The 17,252-nt window shown below is 64.7% G+C and carries 19 protein-coding genes; 7 read left to right on the forward strand and 12 right to left on the reverse strand.

The genetic code is table 11. The features are described 5' to 3' along the window. Nucleotides 1–10 precede the first annotated feature (10 nt). The 5 genes from ABQJ54_RS01995 to ABQJ54_RS02015 all read left to right on the forward strand — a co-directional run bounded on the left by ABQJ54_RS01995 (nucleotide 11) and on the right by ABQJ54_RS02015 (nucleotide 7,892). Nucleotides 11–2,197 (forward strand): TonB-dependent receptor family protein, encoded by a 2,187-nt coding sequence (locus ABQJ54_RS01995; protein ID WP_367852606.1) that lies wholly within the window; start codon nucleotides 11–13, stop codon nucleotides 2,195–2,197. Between the two features lie 117 nt (nucleotides 2,198–2,314). Then, nucleotides 2,315–2,734 carry a YciI family protein gene (locus ABQJ54_RS02000; RefSeq protein WP_367853550.1) on the forward strand — a complete coding sequence of 140 codons (420 nt, stop codon included), beginning with the start codon at nucleotides 2,315–2,317 and terminating at the stop codon, nucleotides 2,732–2,734. A gap of 30 nt (nucleotides 2,735–2,764) precedes the next feature. Then, the gene (locus ABQJ54_RS02005) at nucleotides 2,765–3,181 is read left to right on the forward strand and encodes a VOC family protein (RefSeq protein ID WP_367852607.1); all 417 of its coding nucleotides are present in this window, start codon (nucleotides 2,765–2,767) and stop codon (nucleotides 3,179–3,181) included. Between the two features lie 110 nt (nucleotides 3,182–3,291). After that, nucleotides 3,292–4,569 (forward strand): RNA polymerase sigma factor, encoded by a 1,278-nt coding sequence (locus tag ABQJ54_RS02010; RefSeq protein ID WP_367852608.1) that lies wholly within the window; start codon nucleotides 3,292–3,294, stop codon nucleotides 4,567–4,569. 104 nt (nucleotides 4,570–4,673) lie between these two features. Beyond that, nucleotides 4,674–7,892, forward strand: coding sequence for a WD40/YVTN/BNR-like repeat-containing protein (locus tag ABQJ54_RS02015; RefSeq protein ID WP_367852609.1), 3,219 nt, complete (start codon nucleotides 4,674–4,676; stop codon nucleotides 7,890–7,892). A gap of 67 nt (nucleotides 7,893–7,959) precedes the next feature. On the opposite strand, the gene ABQJ54_RS02020 is transcribed toward ABQJ54_RS02015, so the two are convergent. From ABQJ54_RS02020 to ABQJ54_RS02035, 4 genes are all read right to left on the reverse strand, one after another. After that, nucleotides 7,960–8,181: a hypothetical protein gene (locus ABQJ54_RS02020; RefSeq protein ID WP_367852610.1), complete on the reverse strand. Its 222-nt coding sequence runs from the start codon at nucleotides 8,179–8,181 to the stop codon at nucleotides 7,960–7,962. 1,088 nt (nucleotides 8,182–9,269) lie between these two features. Beyond that, nucleotides 9,270–9,554, reverse strand: a complete 285-nt coding sequence (locus ABQJ54_RS02025; RefSeq protein ID WP_367852611.1) for an addiction module antidote protein — start codon at nucleotides 9,552–9,554, stop codon at nucleotides 9,270–9,272. A gap of 1 nt (nucleotide 9,555) precedes the next feature. After that, nucleotides 9,556–9,834 carry a type II toxin-antitoxin system RelE/ParE family toxin gene (locus ABQJ54_RS02030; protein WP_367852612.1) on the reverse strand — a complete coding sequence of 93 codons (279 nt, stop codon included), beginning with the start codon at nucleotides 9,832–9,834 and terminating at the stop codon, nucleotides 9,556–9,558. A 127-nt stretch (nucleotides 9,835–9,961) separates the two neighbouring features. Further along, the gene (locus ABQJ54_RS02035; protein ID WP_367853580.1) at nucleotides 9,962–10,099 is read right to left on the reverse strand and encodes a hypothetical protein; all 138 of its coding nucleotides are present in this window, start codon (nucleotides 10,097–10,099) and stop codon (nucleotides 9,962–9,964) included. On the opposite strand from ABQJ54_RS02035, the gene ABQJ54_RS02040 reads away from it, so the two are divergent. Further along, nucleotides 10,047–10,367, forward strand: a complete 321-nt coding sequence (locus ABQJ54_RS02040) for a DUF3761 domain-containing protein (RefSeq protein ID WP_367852613.1) — start codon at nucleotides 10,047–10,049, stop codon at nucleotides 10,365–10,367. The genes ABQJ54_RS02035 and ABQJ54_RS02040 overlap by 53 nt on opposite strands. A gap of 359 nt (nucleotides 10,368–10,726) precedes the next feature. Here ABQJ54_RS02040 and ABQJ54_RS02045 read toward each other — a convergent pair whose 3' ends face one another. Then, a complete protein-coding gene (locus ABQJ54_RS02045; RefSeq protein WP_367852614.1) occupies nucleotides 10,727–10,972 on the reverse strand; it encodes a hypothetical protein in 246 nt (81 codons plus the stop codon). A gap of 450 nt (nucleotides 10,973–11,422) precedes the next feature. On the opposite strand from ABQJ54_RS02045, the gene ABQJ54_RS02050 reads away from it, so the two are divergent. Further along, nucleotides 11,423–12,169 (forward strand): protein-tyrosine phosphatase family protein, encoded by a 747-nt coding sequence (locus ABQJ54_RS02050; protein WP_367852615.1) that lies wholly within the window; start codon nucleotides 11,423–11,425, stop codon nucleotides 12,167–12,169. A 335-nt stretch (nucleotides 12,170–12,504) separates the two neighbouring features. Here the strand turns inward: ABQJ54_RS02050 and ABQJ54_RS02055 are convergent, their stop codons facing one another. Genes ABQJ54_RS02055 through ABQJ54_RS02085 form a run of 7 tightly spaced genes read right to left on the reverse strand, consistent with a single transcriptional unit; the run spans nucleotide 12,505 to nucleotide 17,243 of the window. Next, entirely contained in the window at nucleotides 12,505–13,011 is a 507-nt protein-coding gene (locus ABQJ54_RS02055) for a hypothetical protein (RefSeq protein WP_367852616.1), read from the reverse strand. Between the two features lie 27 nt (nucleotides 13,012–13,038). Next, nucleotides 13,039–13,242, reverse strand: coding sequence for a hypothetical protein (locus ABQJ54_RS02060; protein WP_367852617.1), 204 nt, complete (start codon nucleotides 13,240–13,242; stop codon nucleotides 13,039–13,041). Further along, entirely contained in the window at nucleotides 13,226–13,657 is a 432-nt protein-coding gene (locus tag ABQJ54_RS02065) for a DUF5681 domain-containing protein (protein WP_367852618.1), read from the reverse strand. The genes ABQJ54_RS02060 and ABQJ54_RS02065 overlap by 17 nt, the downstream gene beginning before the upstream one ends. Beyond that, nucleotides 13,654–14,109, reverse strand: coding sequence for an SET domain-containing protein (locus tag ABQJ54_RS02070; protein ID WP_367852619.1), 456 nt, complete (start codon nucleotides 14,107–14,109; stop codon nucleotides 13,654–13,656). Before ABQJ54_RS02070 ends, ABQJ54_RS02065 begins: the two co-directional genes overlap by 4 nt. Beyond that, complete coding sequence (locus ABQJ54_RS02075; RefSeq protein ID WP_367852620.1) at nucleotides 14,103–15,812, reverse strand: hypothetical protein; 1,710 nt, start codon at nucleotides 15,810–15,812, stop codon at nucleotides 14,103–14,105. Before ABQJ54_RS02075 ends, ABQJ54_RS02070 begins: the two co-directional genes overlap by 7 nt. 44 nt (nucleotides 15,813–15,856) lie before the next feature. After that, entirely contained in the window at nucleotides 15,857–16,624 is a 768-nt protein-coding gene (locus ABQJ54_RS02080) for a hypothetical protein (RefSeq protein WP_367852621.1), read from the reverse strand. Between the two features lie 10 nt (nucleotides 16,625–16,634). Then, complete coding sequence (locus tag ABQJ54_RS02085; RefSeq protein ID WP_367852622.1) at nucleotides 16,635–17,243, reverse strand: DUF6445 family protein; 609 nt, start codon at nucleotides 17,241–17,243, stop codon at nucleotides 16,635–16,637. Nucleotides 17,244–17,252: the final 9 nt, after the last annotated feature.

Consider the following 17,252-nt stretch of genomic DNA (forward strand, 5'->3'; position numbering starts at 1 on the left):
ATTACCTACGATGCCACGTCGCGCCGCCCTGCCCCTTGCGCTAGCCACGGCCCTCACGTTCATCGCCTTCACGGCTGCGGCGCAGCAGACCGACACGGCACCGGGCGTCGCCACGCCCACACCGCAGTCGGTCACCAACCTGCCGCGCATCGACGTGCACGGCTACGACTGGCGCCAGTACGTGGCGGCCAAGCTCAAGCACCAGATGGCGGAGGTGGCCGGCACCAAGATCACGGTGACGAAGAAGACCACGGTCACCCATCTCGACCTGCAGCCCACCGTGATCGACAACAACCTGCAGCAACTCCTGGCGCGCTCGCCGGGCGTGCTGGTCTCGCAGCAGCCCACGCCCACCCAGTTCAACCTGAGCTATCGCGGCCTCGGCAACCCGCAGGAATCGGAATATGTGCTGGTGATGCAGGACGGCATTCCGCTGGAAAGCGACTGGATCGGCTTTCCCACGCTGTACGCCATGCCGCTGGCAGAAAACCTGGCCGAGGTGCAACTGATCCGTGGCGGCTCCAGCCTGCTGTACGGGCCCGAGCCAGCGCCCGTGATCAACCTGGTCACGAAGCGCCCGAAACCCGGCGCGCCGTTCTCGGCCAGCACCGAACAGGTGGTGGGCGACCACGGCCTGTACTCGACCTACAACACGCTCGAAGGCAGCAGCGGCGCATGGACGTTCCGCGCCGACGCCGCCTACGTGCGCAGCGATGGCACGCGACCGAATGCGCAATCGCAGATGCGCCAGGCCGACTTCTATCTGGAATATCGCCCCAGCGACAAGAACTACTGGTGGCTGGACTTGCATGCGATCGACGCCGATTCCGGTGACCCGGGCCGGCTGAGCTATCCGCAATGGCAGGCCGATCCGCGCGCCACGCCCACGCCATGGAACCGCGACTGGGTGGACCGCGACCAGCTGGTGCTGGGCCACACGCGTGAATTCGGCGACGGCTGGCGGGTCACCGGCAAGTTGTGGTTCGCCTACCAGGACCTCGCCAGTCGTGCGGCGAACAATGCGCTGCCGCCGCAGCCGCCGCCCGCCAGCACCACGCTGCAGGACGAGCAGTTCCGCACCCAGGGGCTGGACCTGCGCGTGCGCAAGGCCTGGGGGCACGGCAATGCGTTCACCGCAGGCACGGTGCTGTTCCACGGCAACGACCCGTTCCGCCAGTGGAGCAGTTCAGATCTCTATGTCGACCGTTTCGACCGCAGTGGCACGCCGATCCTGCGCCAGGCGCGCAGCTCGGACTACTACGCGGCGTTCGCCGAGAACGTGTTCCGCCTGCCGCACGAAATCCACATCGTGCCTTCGGTGCGACTGGAGCACGAGCGCGTGGCGGTGGACGAGACGGTGCGGCCGCCCTTCCTCAGCCGCCCGCTGATCCACGAGGCCGACGCGCGCACCGTGCCGCTGTTCGGCCTCGGCATCGGCAACGACTTCGGCCACGGCAACGAGACTTATTTCAACGTGTCGCAGGGTTGGCGGCCGTTGCGCTACTTCGACATGGCCTCACCGTTCGCCAACATCGTGCCCGGCCATGCGCCCGATCCATCGAAATCGCTGTCGTGGGAGGCCGGCGTGCACGGCGTGCCGCTCACCGGCCTGTATTACGACGCCAGCCTGTTCTGGATCGACTTCAAGGACCGCATCGAGGCGCAGTACATCAACAACGTCGACGTGGTCGAGGTTAACACCGGCGACACGCGCAACCGCGGCTTCGAGGGCCAGCTCAGCTACGACTTCCTCGCGCCCACCGCGCTGGCCACGCATGGCGAGCACCTGGAAGCGTTCGCGAGCGTGAGCCTGCTCAATGCGAGGTTCACCGCCAGCGCGATTCCCGGCCAGGTCGGCAAGGTGCCGGCCTACGCGCCGCGCTACCTTGCCAAGGCCGGCCTCACCTGGCGCATGGAGCAGCGCGTGAAGTTCAGCCTCACCGCGGTCTCGTCCGCGGCGCAGTACTGGCAGGACTCCGACCAGCCGCTCGGCAGCGGCGCCAGCTACCTGCCCGCGCGCATCCCCGCCTACACCGTGCTCGACCTGGCCGGCGACTGGCAACTCGACCACAACGTGAAGCTGCTGGCCGGCATCAGCAACCTCGCCAACCGCCGCTACTTCGATCGCGTGTGGCAGACCGGCCTCGAGCCGGCCTACGGGCGCTCCTGGTACACCGGCGTCCAGCTCAGGCTCTGAATCTCCGGACTGCAGGAAAATCCGCGGGCGCCGCCGTGTCGATCCCACGGCTCGCCGTTCGTCGTATCTGTGGGAGCGCCACTGGAGGCGCCCCGCCCTCCTACAGGAGAAATGACGATGCGATGCATGGTGATCGTGAAAGCCGACAAGGACAGCGAAGCCGGCGTGATGCCGAAGACGGATCTGCTCGCTGCGATGGGCAAGTACAACGAAGAGCTGGTGAAGGCCGGCGTGATGCTGGCCGGCGAAGGCTTGCATCCCAGCTCCTGCGGTGCACGCGTCCGCTTCGACGGTAGACAGCGCACGGTGACCGACGGCCCGTTCGCCGAGACCAAGGAGCTGATCGCCGGTTTCTGGCTGTGGCAGGTGAAGTCGATGGCGGAGGCGGTCGAATGGTTGAAGCGCGCCCCGTTCGACGGCGGCACCGAGGTGGAGATCCGTCCGGTGTTCGAGGCCGAGGACTTCGGCGCCGAGTTCACGCCCGAGTTGCGCGAGCAGGAAGAACGACTGCGTGCGCAGATCGACAGCCGCCACTGATCCCATCCCTTCCCCTACCGGAGAACCGCAATGCAATTCGTCGCCTACCTCAATTTCGACGGCAACGCCGAAGCCGCCTTCGATTTCTACGCCCATTGCTTCGACGGCAAGGTCACCGTGCGCGCGCGCTATGGCGACGCACCGCCCGAGATGCCCATGCCGCCCGAGATGCGCGACAAGATGATGCACGTGCGGCTGGAAGTGGGCGACCAGGTGCTGATGGCCTCGGACGCGATGGCACCGCAATGCCCCTACACGCCGATCAAGGGCTGCTCGGTATCGATCCAGCTCGACTCGCCCGAGCAGGCCGAGCGCATCTTCCACGCGCTGGCCGAGGGCGGCTCGGTGCAGATGCCGATCCAACAGACCTTCTGGGCCGCGCGCTTCGGCTCGCTGGTGGATCGTTATGGCGTGCCGTGGATGATCAACTGCCCGCCGGCACAATGACGCCGCCGCGCACCTATCCTGCTCGTCGTCCCTGATCGCGGGATGGCGACTGCACCGCCGGCACCCGCTCCACTTGCCGCCGCGGAACGATGATGGTTTGATCGGTCGCCATGACGGCGACCGACACCCATCGCAGCATCGAGGCCATCTGGCGGATCGAATCGGCGCGGATCATAGCCGGGCTCGCGCGCATGCTGCGCGACGTGGGCCTGGCCGAGGAGCTGGCGCAGGACGCGTTGGTGACCGCGCTGGAGCAGTGGCCGCAGACCGGCGTGCCGGACAACCCCGGCGCCTGGCTGATGACCACGGCGAAACACCGCGCGATCGACCGCCTGCGCCGCCATCAGCTGATGGAGCGCAAGCACGAGGAAATCGCCCGCGAGCTGGAGGCCGAACAAGCCGATGCCATGCCCCGCTTCGACGCCATGCTTGACGATGACATCGGCGACGATCTGCTGCGGCTGATCTTCACCGCCTGCCATCCGGCGCTGCCCGCCGAATCGCGGGTGGCGCTCACCCTGCGCATGCTGGGCGGCCTCAGCACGGTCGAGATCGCCCGTGCCTTCCTGCAGCCGGAACCGACCGTCGCCCAGCGCATCGTGCGCGCCAAGCGCACGCTGGCCGAGAAGCAGGTGCCGTTCGAGGTGCCGCGCGGCGAGGAACTGGCCGAACGGCTGGACGCCGTGCTCGGCGTGATCTACCTGATCTTCAACGAGGGCTACACCGCCACGGCCGGCGACGACTGGATGCGTCCCGCGCTGTGCGAGGAGGCGTTGCGGCTGGGCCGCATCCTCGCCGGGCTGATGCCGCGGCAGGCACCGGTGTTCGGCCTGCTCGCACTGATGGAGCTGCAGGCCTCGCGCACGCACGCGCGCAGCGGCCCGGGCGGCGAGCCGGTCCGGCTGCTGGAGCAGAACCGCTCACGTTGGGACCGGCTGCTGATCCAGCGCGGCCTCGCGGCGCTGGAACGCGCGCACCAGCTGGGTGGCGACGTGGAGCCTTACACCCTGCAGGCCGCGATCGCCGCCTGCCATGCCCGCGCGCCCACCGCGCAGCAGACCGACTGGGACCGCATCGCCGCGCTGTACGCCACGCTCGCCACCGTCGCGCCCTCGCCGGTGGTGGAGCTCAATCGCGCCGTGGCGGTGGCGATGGCCAGCGGGCCGGCCGCCGGCCTCGCCCTCGTCGAGGCATTGCGCAACGAACCCGCACTGGCGAACTATCACCTGCTGCCCGCCGTGCGCGGCGATCTGCTGGAAAAACTCGAGCGCCACGACGAAGCCTGCGTGGAATTCGAACGTGCCGCCGCGCTCACTCGCAATGCGCGCGAACGCGAGCTGCTGCAGGCGCGCGCCTCGACCTGCGCGCAGCACACAACGACCGGCTGAAGCCGGCCGCACCCCGCAACGCAAGATCTCACGCATGCCTCACGACACCTGCATTCATGCGGCATCGGCGTTATCTTCGCCGCCTGCCTTGCCTGGAGCCTGCCATGTCGCTGCGTCGTGCCGTGGGTCCGCTGCTCGTGTTCACCTGCCTGCTGTCACCGGGCGCTCCCTCGTTCGCGGCGGCTGATGCGCCACCGCCGGCACCGGCGGCCGGCGCACTGGAATGGCGGCTGGTGGGACCATTCCGCGGCGGCTGGGCCACCATGGCCGAAGGCGTGCCCACGCAGCCCGACACGTTCTACATCGGCACCGCGGGCGGCGGCGTGTGGAAGACCATCGACGCAGGCCGCACCTGGTATCCGCTGATGGATCACGTGCCGGCTGCCGCGATCGGCGCGATCGCCGTGGCGCCGTCGAATCCGGACGTGATCTATGCCGGCACCGGCCAGGTGGCCGCGCGCTACGACATCGCTGCCGGCAACGGCGTGTACCGCTCGGACGACGGCGGCAGGACCTGGAAGCACCTGGGCCTGGACGACAGCAGGCACATCGGCAAGATCCTCGTCGATCCGCATCACCCGGACACCGTGCTGGTCGGCGCGCTCGGCCACTACTTCGGGCCCAACCACGAGCGCGGCGTGTTCCGCTCCGTCGACGGCGGCAAGACCTGGAAGCAGACGCTGCACGTGGACGACGACACCGGCGTGGTCGACATGGCCGCCGATCCAGTTCATCCGCAGGTGGTCTACGCGGCAACCTGGCAGGTGCGCAACTGGCCGTGGCTGTCGTACTACCTGCCCAACGCAGGGCCGGGCAGCGGCCTGTACAAGTCCACCGACGGCGGCGTGAGCTGGAAGCGCCTGGACGGCCACGGCTGGCCCACCGGCGACCTCGCGCGCATCGGTCTCGCCAGCACGCGCGGCAACCGCATCTACGCCGTGGTGAACGACGCAACGCACCCGGAACAGAGCGGCCTCTACCGCTCCGACGACGGCGGCGCGACGTGGCAGGCGCAAAGCCACGCCGGCTGGCTGCCGAACGACTACTTCAGCCGCATCACCGTCGATCCCACCGACCCGGACCGCATCTACTCGGCCGGCCAGTCGATCCGCCGCTCCGACGATGGCGGCAAGAGCTGGCACGTCTTCAAGGGTGCGCCTGGCGGCGACGACTACCACTACCTGTGGATCGATCCGACCGACACGCAGCGCATGATCACCGCCAGCGACCAGGGCGCGGTGGTCACCGTCAACGGCGGCAAGAGCTGGAGCAGCTGGTACAACCAGCCCACCGCCCAGCTCTACCACCTGGGCGCCGACGACCAGTTCCCGTACTGGATCTACGCCGGCCAGCAGGATTCCGGCACCGTGGGCATAGCCAGCCGCAGCGACTACGGCTCGATCTCGTTCCGCGACTGGAACCCGGTGGGCGGCGACGAGCGCGACTATGACCTGCCCTACCCAGGCAATCCGGGCATCGTGTTCGGCTCCGGCCTCGGCGGCCGCGTGTCGCGCTGGAACCGCAGCACCGGCGTGGTGCAGAACGTCGCGCCGTGGCCGGTGAGCAGCTACGGCCAACGCGCCACCGACTTCAAGTACCACTACACCTGGATCACCCCGATCGCGTTCTCGGCCAAGCCGCCGTATGCGCTGTACATGGGCGCCCAGGTGCTGTTCCGCAGCACCGACCAGGGCCAGCACTGGAGCGTGATCAGCCCCGAACTGAACGGCAAGGCGGCCGGTGCGCAGAACTGCAAGGGCAAGCCCACGTCGCAGGAGGCCCGCGACTGCGGCTATGGCGTGATCTTCACCATTGCGCCCTCGCCGCGCGACAACGACGAAATCTGGATCGGCACCGACGACGGCCTGGTGCAGCTCACCCGCGATGGCGGCAAGAGCTGGCACAACGTCACGCCCAAGGACCTGCCGATCTGGGGCAAGGTCGGCTCCATCGATGTTTCCGCGCTGCAGCCCGGCACGGCCTATGTCGCGGTGGACAACCATCGCCAGGCCGACTTCAGTCCGCACGCGTGGCGCACCAGCGACTACGGCGCGCACTGGACCGACATCGCCGCCGGCCTGCCCGCGCATGACTTCGTCAGCGTGCTGCGCGCCGATCCGCAACAGGCGGGGCTGCTCTACGCCGGCACCGACCGCGGCGTATACGTCTCTACCGACGATGGTGCGCATTGGGCGTCGCTGCAACGCAACCTGCCCACCGCCTGGGTGCGCGACCTGCTGGTGCACGGCGACGACCTGGTAGCCGCCACCCAGGGCCGCGCCATCTGGATCCTCGACGACGTGAGTCCGATGCGCCAGGCCAGCACCACGGCCGCCGTGCAGCTGTATGCGCCGGCGCCGGCGATCCGCGTGCGGGCCAACGAGAACAGGGACACGCCGCTGCCGCCCGGCACGCCGCTGGGCACCAACCCGCCCACCGGCGCCATCATCGACTATCGCCTCGCGCATGCGGCCCACGGCCCGGTCACGCTCAGCATCTACGACGACAAGGGCCAGCTGGTGCGCCGCTACAGCAGCGACGACCAACCCGCCCATCTCGACGCCGACCGCTACTTCGAGAAGGGCTGGCTGGGCTCGCCGCGACAGCTTTCGGCCGATGCAGGCATGCACCGTTTCGTGTGGGACCTGCGTTACCCGCGCCCGCACGCCATCGAATACGGCTACAGCATCGCCGCCACCTGGGACAGCGATACCCCGCTCACGCCGGAAGGCCCACTGGTGCTGCCCGGCAGCTACCAGGTGGTGCTGCACGCCGACGGCAAGGACTACCGCGCCCCGCTCACCGTGACGATGGATCCGCGCGAACACGTGGCCACCGCCGACCTCGCCGCCGGCCTCGCCTTCTCGCGCCGCATCGGCGACACCTTGCAGCAGGTCTGGAGCAACTACGGCGAGGTGCAGTCGCTGCGCAAGCAGTTGGGCGCATTGCACGCGAAGTTGGCCGGCGACGCCGCCCGCAAGTCCCTGCTCGACGCGGTCGATGCGCTGGACGCGAAGGCCAAGCCGCTGGTCAGCGGCAGCGGCGAGTACGCCTCGAACCTGCACGCGATGAGCGATGCGCTCACCGCCATCGCCACCGATGTCGAAGGCGCCGACCGTGCCCCCACCGACGGCCAGCAGCAGGCTCTCGCCGAATACGACGCCAACCTCGGCAAGGCACTGGCGCTGTGGCAGTCGGTCCGCGATACCGACCTGCCGCAGCTCGACCATCGACTGCAGGCGGCCCATCTTCCCGCGGTGACGCTGGCGGCAGCGAAGCCGTCGCATCCTGACGAAGACGACGAATCAGAGGACATGCCGTAGCAATCGCTGCAGTACCGCAAGCAAAAAGGCCGCCCCTTGGGCGGCCATTTTCATGGGGATGACGAATTCAGGACTGGCTGTCGTCGCCTGGCGCGGCATCCGCATCGTTCGCGCCAGCCTCGCCTTCTTCCTTCTTGTCGAGCATCGATTCCAGCGCTCCCGCGCCCTTGAAGCCGGCCACGGCCGCAATGCCCTTCGTCAACAGGCCTGCATTCGGATCGAGCTTTTCGGCGCCTTCAACGGCAGCCACGGCACCAGCGACTTCACCCAGGGTATCGAGAATCCCCATGACGACCTCCCGCATTGGTTGGAGTGCCGAGCATGTGACCGGCCGCGTTACCGGCGAATGAATACGAACGCAAGTTAACCCGTCACGGACCTGCGAAAGCACGAAGGCCGGAACCTCGCGGCTCCGGCCTTCGTCGCGGTGGCATCCATCAAACAATCCTCTAGAAGCCTTGCCCTGCAACGACTTCGGAAGCTGCACCCAGCAGGATACCCCCGAAGATGCCCCCAGCACACCGCGGTGACTACCTGTTCCGGCCTGTCCTCAGGCTGGCCCGGCGACAAGCTTCACGCCCACGGCATGGCAGACCTTCGCCAGCATCTCGGACCAGGGTTTGCCGCCTGAACGCAGCGCCTTTGTAAAGGCTCGATTGGACTCGATGCAGCAAGTGCTGCACTGCCGTGCTATCAGGCGCAAGTCGATGACCGGGGCGCCTCGTGCCCGATGTGTGCGGCGTGGGCCGGTCATGCCGGCGTACCCCTCCTGCTACGCGGCCAACGAATAGGGAGTATGGTCAATGCTTCCCTCTCGCCACGAGCCACCCGAATGAGCAAAGCACCCGAGACTCTGACTGCCGCTGACATCCACGCGGTGTATTCAAGCAAGAAAGTCGATTCTGTAGCCGAACATGCAACGCAGTTCCATTCGACGAAACGTTTTGCGCGCGATCCCGCACACACTGGCCAGGCGCCGTTGAACCCCAGGGATCAGAAGGGCGGCCATCGCCGTTGATCGGCGGGTCAGCCGCCCACCCTGTCTGGAGGCTTGCGCCGCGTCGGCCCGCCCCTTGAAGGCTTCGAACCAGATATTCGGAGCCGACCGGGGCCGCAGGTCTTTGGACACGGAAAAGCGGACGTAAAGTCCGCTTGGCCGTTGGAGCAGGGTTTCGGCATGGTACCCCGTGCAGTACCCGGAGGCTGCGCGAGGCACCAAATTTTCCTTTTAATGATCGAAGGCTGCCGAATTGGGTGGCGTCTATCCAACAATTCCCTAGAAGCCTTGCCCTGCAGCGATTTCGCCAGTTTGAGTTTCCAATCTACCGTCAAAGTTACCGTCAGCGCGTCACGGTGACTACTTGCTCCGACCTGTTCTCAGGCTGGCACGGCGACAAGCTTCACGCCCACGGCATGGCAGACCTTTGCCAATGTCTCGAATCGGGGTTTGGCACCAGGACGCAGCGCCTTGTACAGGCTTTCGCGCCCCAGCCCGGAAGCCTCGGCAATCTCCGCGATGCCGCGCGCCTTGGCAACATGCCCCAGCGCGCGCAGCAGCTCGTCGGTGTCGCCATCGGCCAGCACTTGCGACAGGTACTCGGCAATCGCCACCTCGCTGTCCAGCAAGTCAGCCATCTCGAAGGGTTGCAGTTTTGCGTTCATGTCATGCCTCCTTCGCCAGTTGTTGGGCGTGGCGTATGTCGCGCCGCTGCGATGCCTTGTCGCCACCACACAGCAGCACTACCAGCACGCCAGCCCGCAGCGTGAAATACACGCGATAGCCTGCGCCCACGTCGATCCGCATTTCCGAAACGCCGTCGCCCACCGCCTTGGTGTCGCCCAGGTTGCCGGCGCTGGCGCGCTCGATCCGTCGCGCAATCGCCACACGGGCTTTCAGGTCACGCAGTCCGCGATGCCATGCCGCGAATGCTTCGGTTTGCATGACGGTATAGGCATGGATGGATTGTATCCAATTAGATACAAAGCGGCAAGTCATCGTGACTAGCCAGGGCTTTCAGACGCGAATCATTGATTGGGGAGCATCGTGCATGCGCGCGATGTGGGGGATATCAGCCTACGTAGGTGAAGTCCGACAACAGGTAGTCGCAGGCGCAGGTCTGCGGGATGATCTCCCTACAGGAATAGGGGGAAACCATGTCCAAGCTACTTACGCTGGCGTTCGCGTCGGCCATCTCGTTCGCTGCCATCGCACCTGCGGCAACCTTCCAAAGCGCACAGACGGCACCAGCAGCACCAGCAGCACCAGCAGCACCAGCAAAAGGCTATGACAACCATCTGGTAGAGCCCGGCAGCTACGTGAACAGCAGTGGGCAGAGCATCCATCGTCCGGCCCACACGGAGTCCGGTCGACCTCCCGAAGGTGCCACTGCACAATGCCGGGACAGCACGTACAGTTTCAGCCAGCATCATCGGGGCACCTGCTCGCATCATGGTGGTGTGGCGCGTTGGCTTTGATCGCTTTCAATTCAACGGAGAGCCTCAAACCAAGGGGGAAGCATGGCTTTGATCGCTTGCGCGGATTGTGGTCACGAGGTGAGCGACAGTGCGGCAAGCTGCCCGGGCAGTAGCGCGATCCGGAGGGCATAGCCAAAAACGCAGACGAGATGGATGCCATCGGACGATATTTGGACAAGAAAAAGGCCGGAAGCCTTGGTATTACTGGGCTTACCGGCCTTTATTGGATGCCGTTGGACGGCGAATTGGGGTGGCGTCTATCCAACAATCAGCCGCAAGCGTTGCGCTGCAAAGGCTTCGAGAGTTGCGCCGACAGAAATACCCTCAAACGTACCCGTTCCCGTGCACGACGCCCCTGGTCAGGCCACAGCGGTTTCGTCAGGTTCGGCGCTGGGGTGAGCGTAGTGACCAAGGCGTGTCGTGCCTTCCGGGCTGACCAGATCCACGGAAGCGGTCAAGCCGGTTCGATCGTGGTGATCCCGCGCCAGCTTGCGCGCCTCGGTGATGGCCTGCGCCAGGGTGAGGCGGTTTCTCAGACAGGTCTGTGCGCGACAGATGCACCACATGCCAGCGTCATCTTCCCGGATGGCGAACAGGATGTTCATGCTTAGCGCCTTGGGCTGGGTCGAAGGTAGGCCTTGGACAATGGCCGCCCCAGAGCTGGGCTCGCGGGGCAAGAGCAAGGATGCCGGAGCGGCGAACTGGCCGATGTCGGCATTCCCTGACAGGACTGTCGGGGAGCCCTGTAGCGATCCGTCCGATCCAGGCGCACGCGCACACCGTGCATACGTATGCCCCTACAGCACCAGCCTAAGCACCCCACGGGGTATGTATGGCATTGGCCCGTGCATGAACGCATGGCTCGAGTGCGGGCAGTTTGGGCGCGTCACCAGCAGCGCAACTCGGTCGCGAAGCTTCCCTTTGTCGTCTGGAACAGTAGGGGTGGGTAGCGTGGAGGCCTCGCGATGGTTGGCTTGGACGACTGGGTGACCGGATATTCGGCTTGCGTGCGCATTAGCCAGAGGAAGGACGCGCACTCACCGTGGGAACCCGCGATGCCACACCAACAGCATAACTGGACGATCACCGCCGGTGACAACTACGGAACCCTGAGCCACGACCAGAAGGGAGCGATCATCTTCGGGAGCAGGAAGGGGATCAACCGGCAGCGACGTGGCGGCGCCGGTAATCTGCAAGCCATCGACTTGTCGGACATGGCGCACGGCGTCGACGACAGTGCCGATCAGGCCGTCCCGTGCTTCATCGCGGCGGCCGATCTGATCGAACGCATCCTTGGCGCGCCCGGCCGCAAGGTCTATCTCCACTGTGGGCATGGCAACAGTCGGACGGCGTTCGCGATGATGACGTACCTCGTGCGACATGGCGGAGGCTTTTCGTGGGATGAGGCGACCGCGTTCGTAACCGCGGGGCAGAGCGAGCGCCATGACATCAACTTCCAACTCGATACGCACGGCCCGAACGGGTCCTACCTGGGATGGCTCGGCGCAGCCCAGGCGCGCATCACCGATCTCCAGGAAAGGCACACGGCGCGTCGCAGCTGGCTTCTCCAGGACAAAGGAAGGATGGTGTATCTGGTCGCCGCGGATGCGCCTAAGCGGGTGAAGGTACGCAGAACCCTCACGGTCGCTCCGGACCCCGTTGCGGAGGCACGGGAGCGGGAGGCGCTGGAGCCGCAGAAGAAGAAGCGGGCGGTCCAGCGGCGCACAGAAGCGGAGCGGCTCGTCGCGGACACCGTAGCGTTTCTCGGGCCGAACTGGGCGACGTACCGATCAGGCCACTGAGGCAGCCTCGCGCGCGCGATGTGGGCGGCTTGGCCGCGTCATCGACCGTGCGCCCGGAGACGTGCATGCGCTCGCCGGCTTTATCGCTGGCGCGTCCCGCTTCGGAACCTGTGTGAAATGTTTCGCATAGGTCTGTCCGTGCACCGGATCGCTTCTTCGCCTGCTCTCTCTCGTACTCCAGGAACCCCGCGGCGATCAGAGCACGCTGCGAGGCCGACAGGTTCCGATGCACGCAGCTGCTCGCCACGAAGCCGGCTGGGTCAGTACGGTGTAAGGTGCGAACCGCGGTTCCACGCCAGCTTGCGCGTCTAGTGATTGCTCACGCCATACAATAGTCAGCGCGGAACCGCTCCCATGTAGCGCACCACATACTGATCGAACTCTTGCTCAGACTTGCACCCTTGGGCGTTGCCACCAGCAGGTGTCAACGTGCATTCGATCGGATCGCTGCCGTTGCCTGTCCATGTTCCGTAGCCAAGCTGCTCATTCGCGTCTAATAGATACATCTGGGTCAAGAGATGTCCAGAGCTAGCATCGACGTCCGTGATCACCATGAAGCACCGCTGCATTGCAGCGTTGTAATGACTGACAAACGAATCCGTGCCGCCATGGTTCGCTTCGCGGTAGCTATACCCGAGAAGTTCAAAGGTTCTTTTCGCGTCAATCGTGCACTTGCTTTGTAAATCCAGATTGTCCGCCGCGGAAGATCGCGCATTGAGCACCTGCACCTGCGAAGAAAGTGCGTCCACTTGCTTCTGCAACGCGGCAATTTGTGGTGCGTCGCCATTTTGAACGCTGCATCCGGCCAGCAATACGATCAAAGCCACGGCCGAAGTTTTCATGGTTCGCCCCCTGCGACTTCATGCACATCAAGTGTACGCGGTCATCGGCACGTGCGGAGCAGGACTGACAAACTCGACCACTACATACTCGCCCGTGAACCCCGTTTCGCGCCTGTCCTCTTCCACGGCGGCATCAGCATCCTCGCTTTCTTTGATATGGATGAGGCGACATCCCGCCCAAGCGGCGCTCCCCTTTTCCAGTTGTTCGATGCGATCAACGAGCTTCTTCACGGTGTTTCTCCAGCGCCTCGATCCGGCGTAGCAATTCGTCTACTTCCACTACACGCGTCACATTGCCGATAGCCGTCACCAGTGAGGCGCCAAGGTCGGGCGGCAACTCACCGCTGGCCACCGCAGCCAGCACCGCGTGAGCCTTGTCCGAAAGCGTTTCAGCCGATTCCATCGCCGACAGTTCCACCGGGGACGCCGTACTCCGGTAGACCGGCAACGCACGCTCCAACAGCGTCCGCGCAGCCTGCACGTCGCCTTCAAGCGCCTTCAGCTCCAACATCCTCACGATAGCCTCGGCGTCGATCATGGTGCGCAGGCGTGTTGCAACGTTGATGGAGCCTTTCTTGCGACCAGCCGGGTTGCCTGACTGGCCTTTCTTCCAGGCTGATTTACGCGGTGGCCGCTGGGCGGTCATGTGCTGTGCCCGGTGATATCTGCAGATCCGCCGATTTTCTTGGTAAACCCAAGTTCGCGACGCGCCTGCCGGTAGTCCATGGTGATTTCCTGCTCGCAGTCGCCCTTGATCGACTTGAGGGCCACGATCATCGGCGTGCCATCCATGCCTGCGACCATGCGGGCATTCGGGTGGGGACTGTGATTGATGTACCGGCCTGCCAGAGTCTCCACGCCCTGAATGCGTGCAGGTGCGACCAGCTCATTCCGCTGCAGCGCCCTGGCTGTGAACAGGCCAATGCCGTCTATGGCCGATGACCGGGCATGCAGGTTGCCGAACTCGGGAGCCATCGCGGCCACGTCCTGTAATCCATCGCGATAGGCCTGCACCTGCGTCAGCGTCGTACCGATCTCGTCCAGGAAGGCGATGAAGTCTTTTCTCGCTGCTTGAATAGCGGAGGTAGAGGTCACCATGCTGGACTGCCTCCCTGCACTTGCGCTGGAATCGGCTGCGGCGCAAAGGCGCGGCCAACAAGCGCATTGGTCGGCGCGTTTAGCATCCGGTTCTGCGCCAGCTGGGAAAGGAAGTTGGTGACCGGGTTCGGGCGTGGCGCAAGGGCGGCCTGCATCAAGCGCTGTCCCGCGGGGCTATAGGCGGCATGCGCGGCAGCAGCAGCGGAAAGCGTGCCAGGAAGGTGTGCCACGCCAAGCGCGCCACCTGTAGCAAGGTCAGCCAAAAGAAGGCGGTCCGTCGTTCCCGAATTGGCAACCTTTTGCGGAAGCGAGGACTTCGCGGCGTCCGCCCAATTCTGCATCAGCGCATTGCCCTGACTGAATGCGCGATGCTTATAGGACGAATCTTCGGCGCGAACCGCATTGCGCAGCTGCGCAGGGGTGAATTTGCCTTCGTCCGCTCCGACAACCGAAGCCGCACGTTCCACGCGCAACATACGCGCGTGCGCAGCATCGACACTGCTCAATTCTTTACTTAGATGCGCAGGGTTATTCCGCTTAAGCATGTTCGTGACATTGCTTTGCACCTCCTGCAATGCCTCACCGAGTTGACGATAGGCAGGGTCTTGCGACTTGAGGGCAGTGCGGGATTCGTTGCCCAAGTTGGATATCACCTTCTTGATCGTGTCGCCGCCTACCGAAGCGCCACGGCCAAGTTTCTGCATTACATCTTCATCAACGATCTGCACGAGCCTGTTCGAGAGATGCTGAGGAAGCGTGTTCAGGTGCTGATTCAACGTGCTGGCGATGCCATTGGTGAACTTGCTATCCACCTTGCCGCGCATTTGACCGAGCACATTGCTGTAGGCGTCCGAGATGGCATTTCGGCCTGACTCAATCGCGTCGTAACCTGCCGACACCCCCTTGCCGAGCTTCACCCCGATGGGCGCAAGTGCCTTCTGCACCGTGGCAAGGTTGAAGTCATCAAGCGCCCGTTGTTGGCCGCGATGAATGGCCGAACTCACGCCGGGAACGCTCGCCAAACCATCCTCTACGCGCTTTGCCGCGCCGCCCAACATCTGCCCCGGCGTGAGGCGCACGCCCGCCTGCAGCAGTTGCTTGGCTTCCGGAGTAGCCACCCCGCGAACGAGTTTGCCCGCTGCCGCGCCCGCGCCGGGAATAGCCGCGCCCAAGCCCGCGCCCACGAGGGTGTTCGCAATGTGCTCGCCTTGGGAGGTATAGGGCGCGGCATAGCCCTGCGCGCCACCGGAGGCGCCACCAGCGAGCGCACGAACACCCAAGCCAGCGCCAGCAACTTCCGGGGCGGCCATCGCTGCGGGGGCAGCCATACCGACGTACCCGAGAGCATTGCCGACCTTGCCGGCGCCGGTTTTCATCAGGGCCTGATCGCGTTCGCGCGCGTCCGCCACGTCCTGCTTGCTTTCCAGACCGACGATCTGACCCAAACCGCGCCCAGTATCGACCACAGCCTTGCCCGCGCCCGCTGCAAGCTTCTGATACCAAGGCATGTCCGTGACCATCTTGTCCTGCACTTCCTGGTAGTGCGCGGCGAGGTAAGCCTTCATGTCGGCTGGCGACATGCGAGGCTTCGGCGGATGGATCTCGGGAAAGTTCTTCCGTATCGCCGCAGCCATGTCGGCCTGCGACATGCCATCAGGGAATTGCAGCGTGCCGACACCCGGAACGATCACGGTCTGAGTCATTGGAATGTCCCCGTGGAAGTGTTAGTTGCCATGGCTCGCCTCAGTCAGTACGAAGGCATGTTCATGCCAAGGCCGCCCGATCCATACATGACGGCACCCGAACCATCGCCAAGGTTCCACGGGTCCGAACCGCCCGAACCTCCGAACATGCCGTTCATCTGCCCGTACATGGCGAGATTGCCAAGGCTGCTCAAGCTGTTGCCCATGGCATTTGCAGACGCCACCTGTCCGGCAGAAATCGAATTGCCCGCCGACATCATGTTGCTGCCGATCTGGTTCGCCGTACTCGCACCAAGACCCGCGGTCTGACCCGCCGCATTAGCTCCGGTATTCGAGGCGCCGGACAACATGTTGTAGACCTGGTTCTGCCAGTTCGAATACTGGTTCGCAGCCTGGTAGTAGTCCTGATTCGCCAAGCCCTGCCCGTAGGTCTGCAGCGCCTTCAGCGTATTGCCGGAGTTCAACCCGCCGAGCGCACCGGCGTTATTCATGATCGCCTGCGTGCCCTGCTGCATTTGGAACTGATATCCCGGCGATTCCTGATATTGCGCCGCAGAGAACGGCGTGGTCAGCAGGCCGTTTGCTCCGTTGGAGCCAAGCAAGCTCATCAGATTGCCTAGCGAAATCTGGCCCGCACCCGTCCATGGCGACAGCCGCTGGACGTTCTGGTTGTACATCTCCAATTCGGCCTGCGTCGCGTTGTTCGCGGCGTTGGCCTGCGTTTGCGCGGGGTCCTGTGCACCATTGGAAGAAATGACGCCTCCCAGAATGGCACCACCGGCTGCAGCAGCTACACCCCATATCTCGGCCATGTTCGTTCTCCTAGGCGAAGTCGCCAGTCGGCGACAGTTTCTTGAAGTGACACGCCCACACCATGCGGCCGTTCTCAGGCAGGTTGCCTAAGCCCTCGATCGGCATGCGGGAATGGAACAGGGGCGCTTGAAAGATCAGCGCGCGGTTCTTGGCACCACACACAAAATCGAGTTGCTCCCACTTGTCGGGATCGCGGGACACCATATCGGCTTTCAGCTCGTCCAGGATGCCCATGGCAGTCATCTGCTGAAACGACGGCATCTCGCACAAGCCGGTGCGCTTGTGCCGGTAGAACGCCGTCCCATAGGGCTCCGGATGTTCCGTGAGGTAGCAGATACAGGTGTGGTTGCCCGATTCGCGGTCGCTGTGGATGTACGCCTTTTCCATGCCCACGTTGGTCGAACGGAAGAACAAGGCGTTCGGAATGACAATGCCACCGGTCGCTCGCATCAAGGCGCGAACCATCAGGGCATGCTCGCCCCAGAAGCCCATGCCCTCGTATACCGACGACCCAACCTCGCCCTGGTTCGGACGCCATGTACCGATACCTGCTGCGAGCGCTGACTGACGCACCGCTTCCACGTCCTCGCAAAAGTTGTCTACGACTAAATAGCTCACGCGCTCCAC

The organism is Rhodanobacter lycopersici (assembly GCF_040812335.1).
Taxonomy (GTDB): Bacteria; Pseudomonadota; Gammaproteobacteria; order Xanthomonadales; family Rhodanobacteraceae; genus Rhodanobacter_A; species Rhodanobacter_A lycopersici.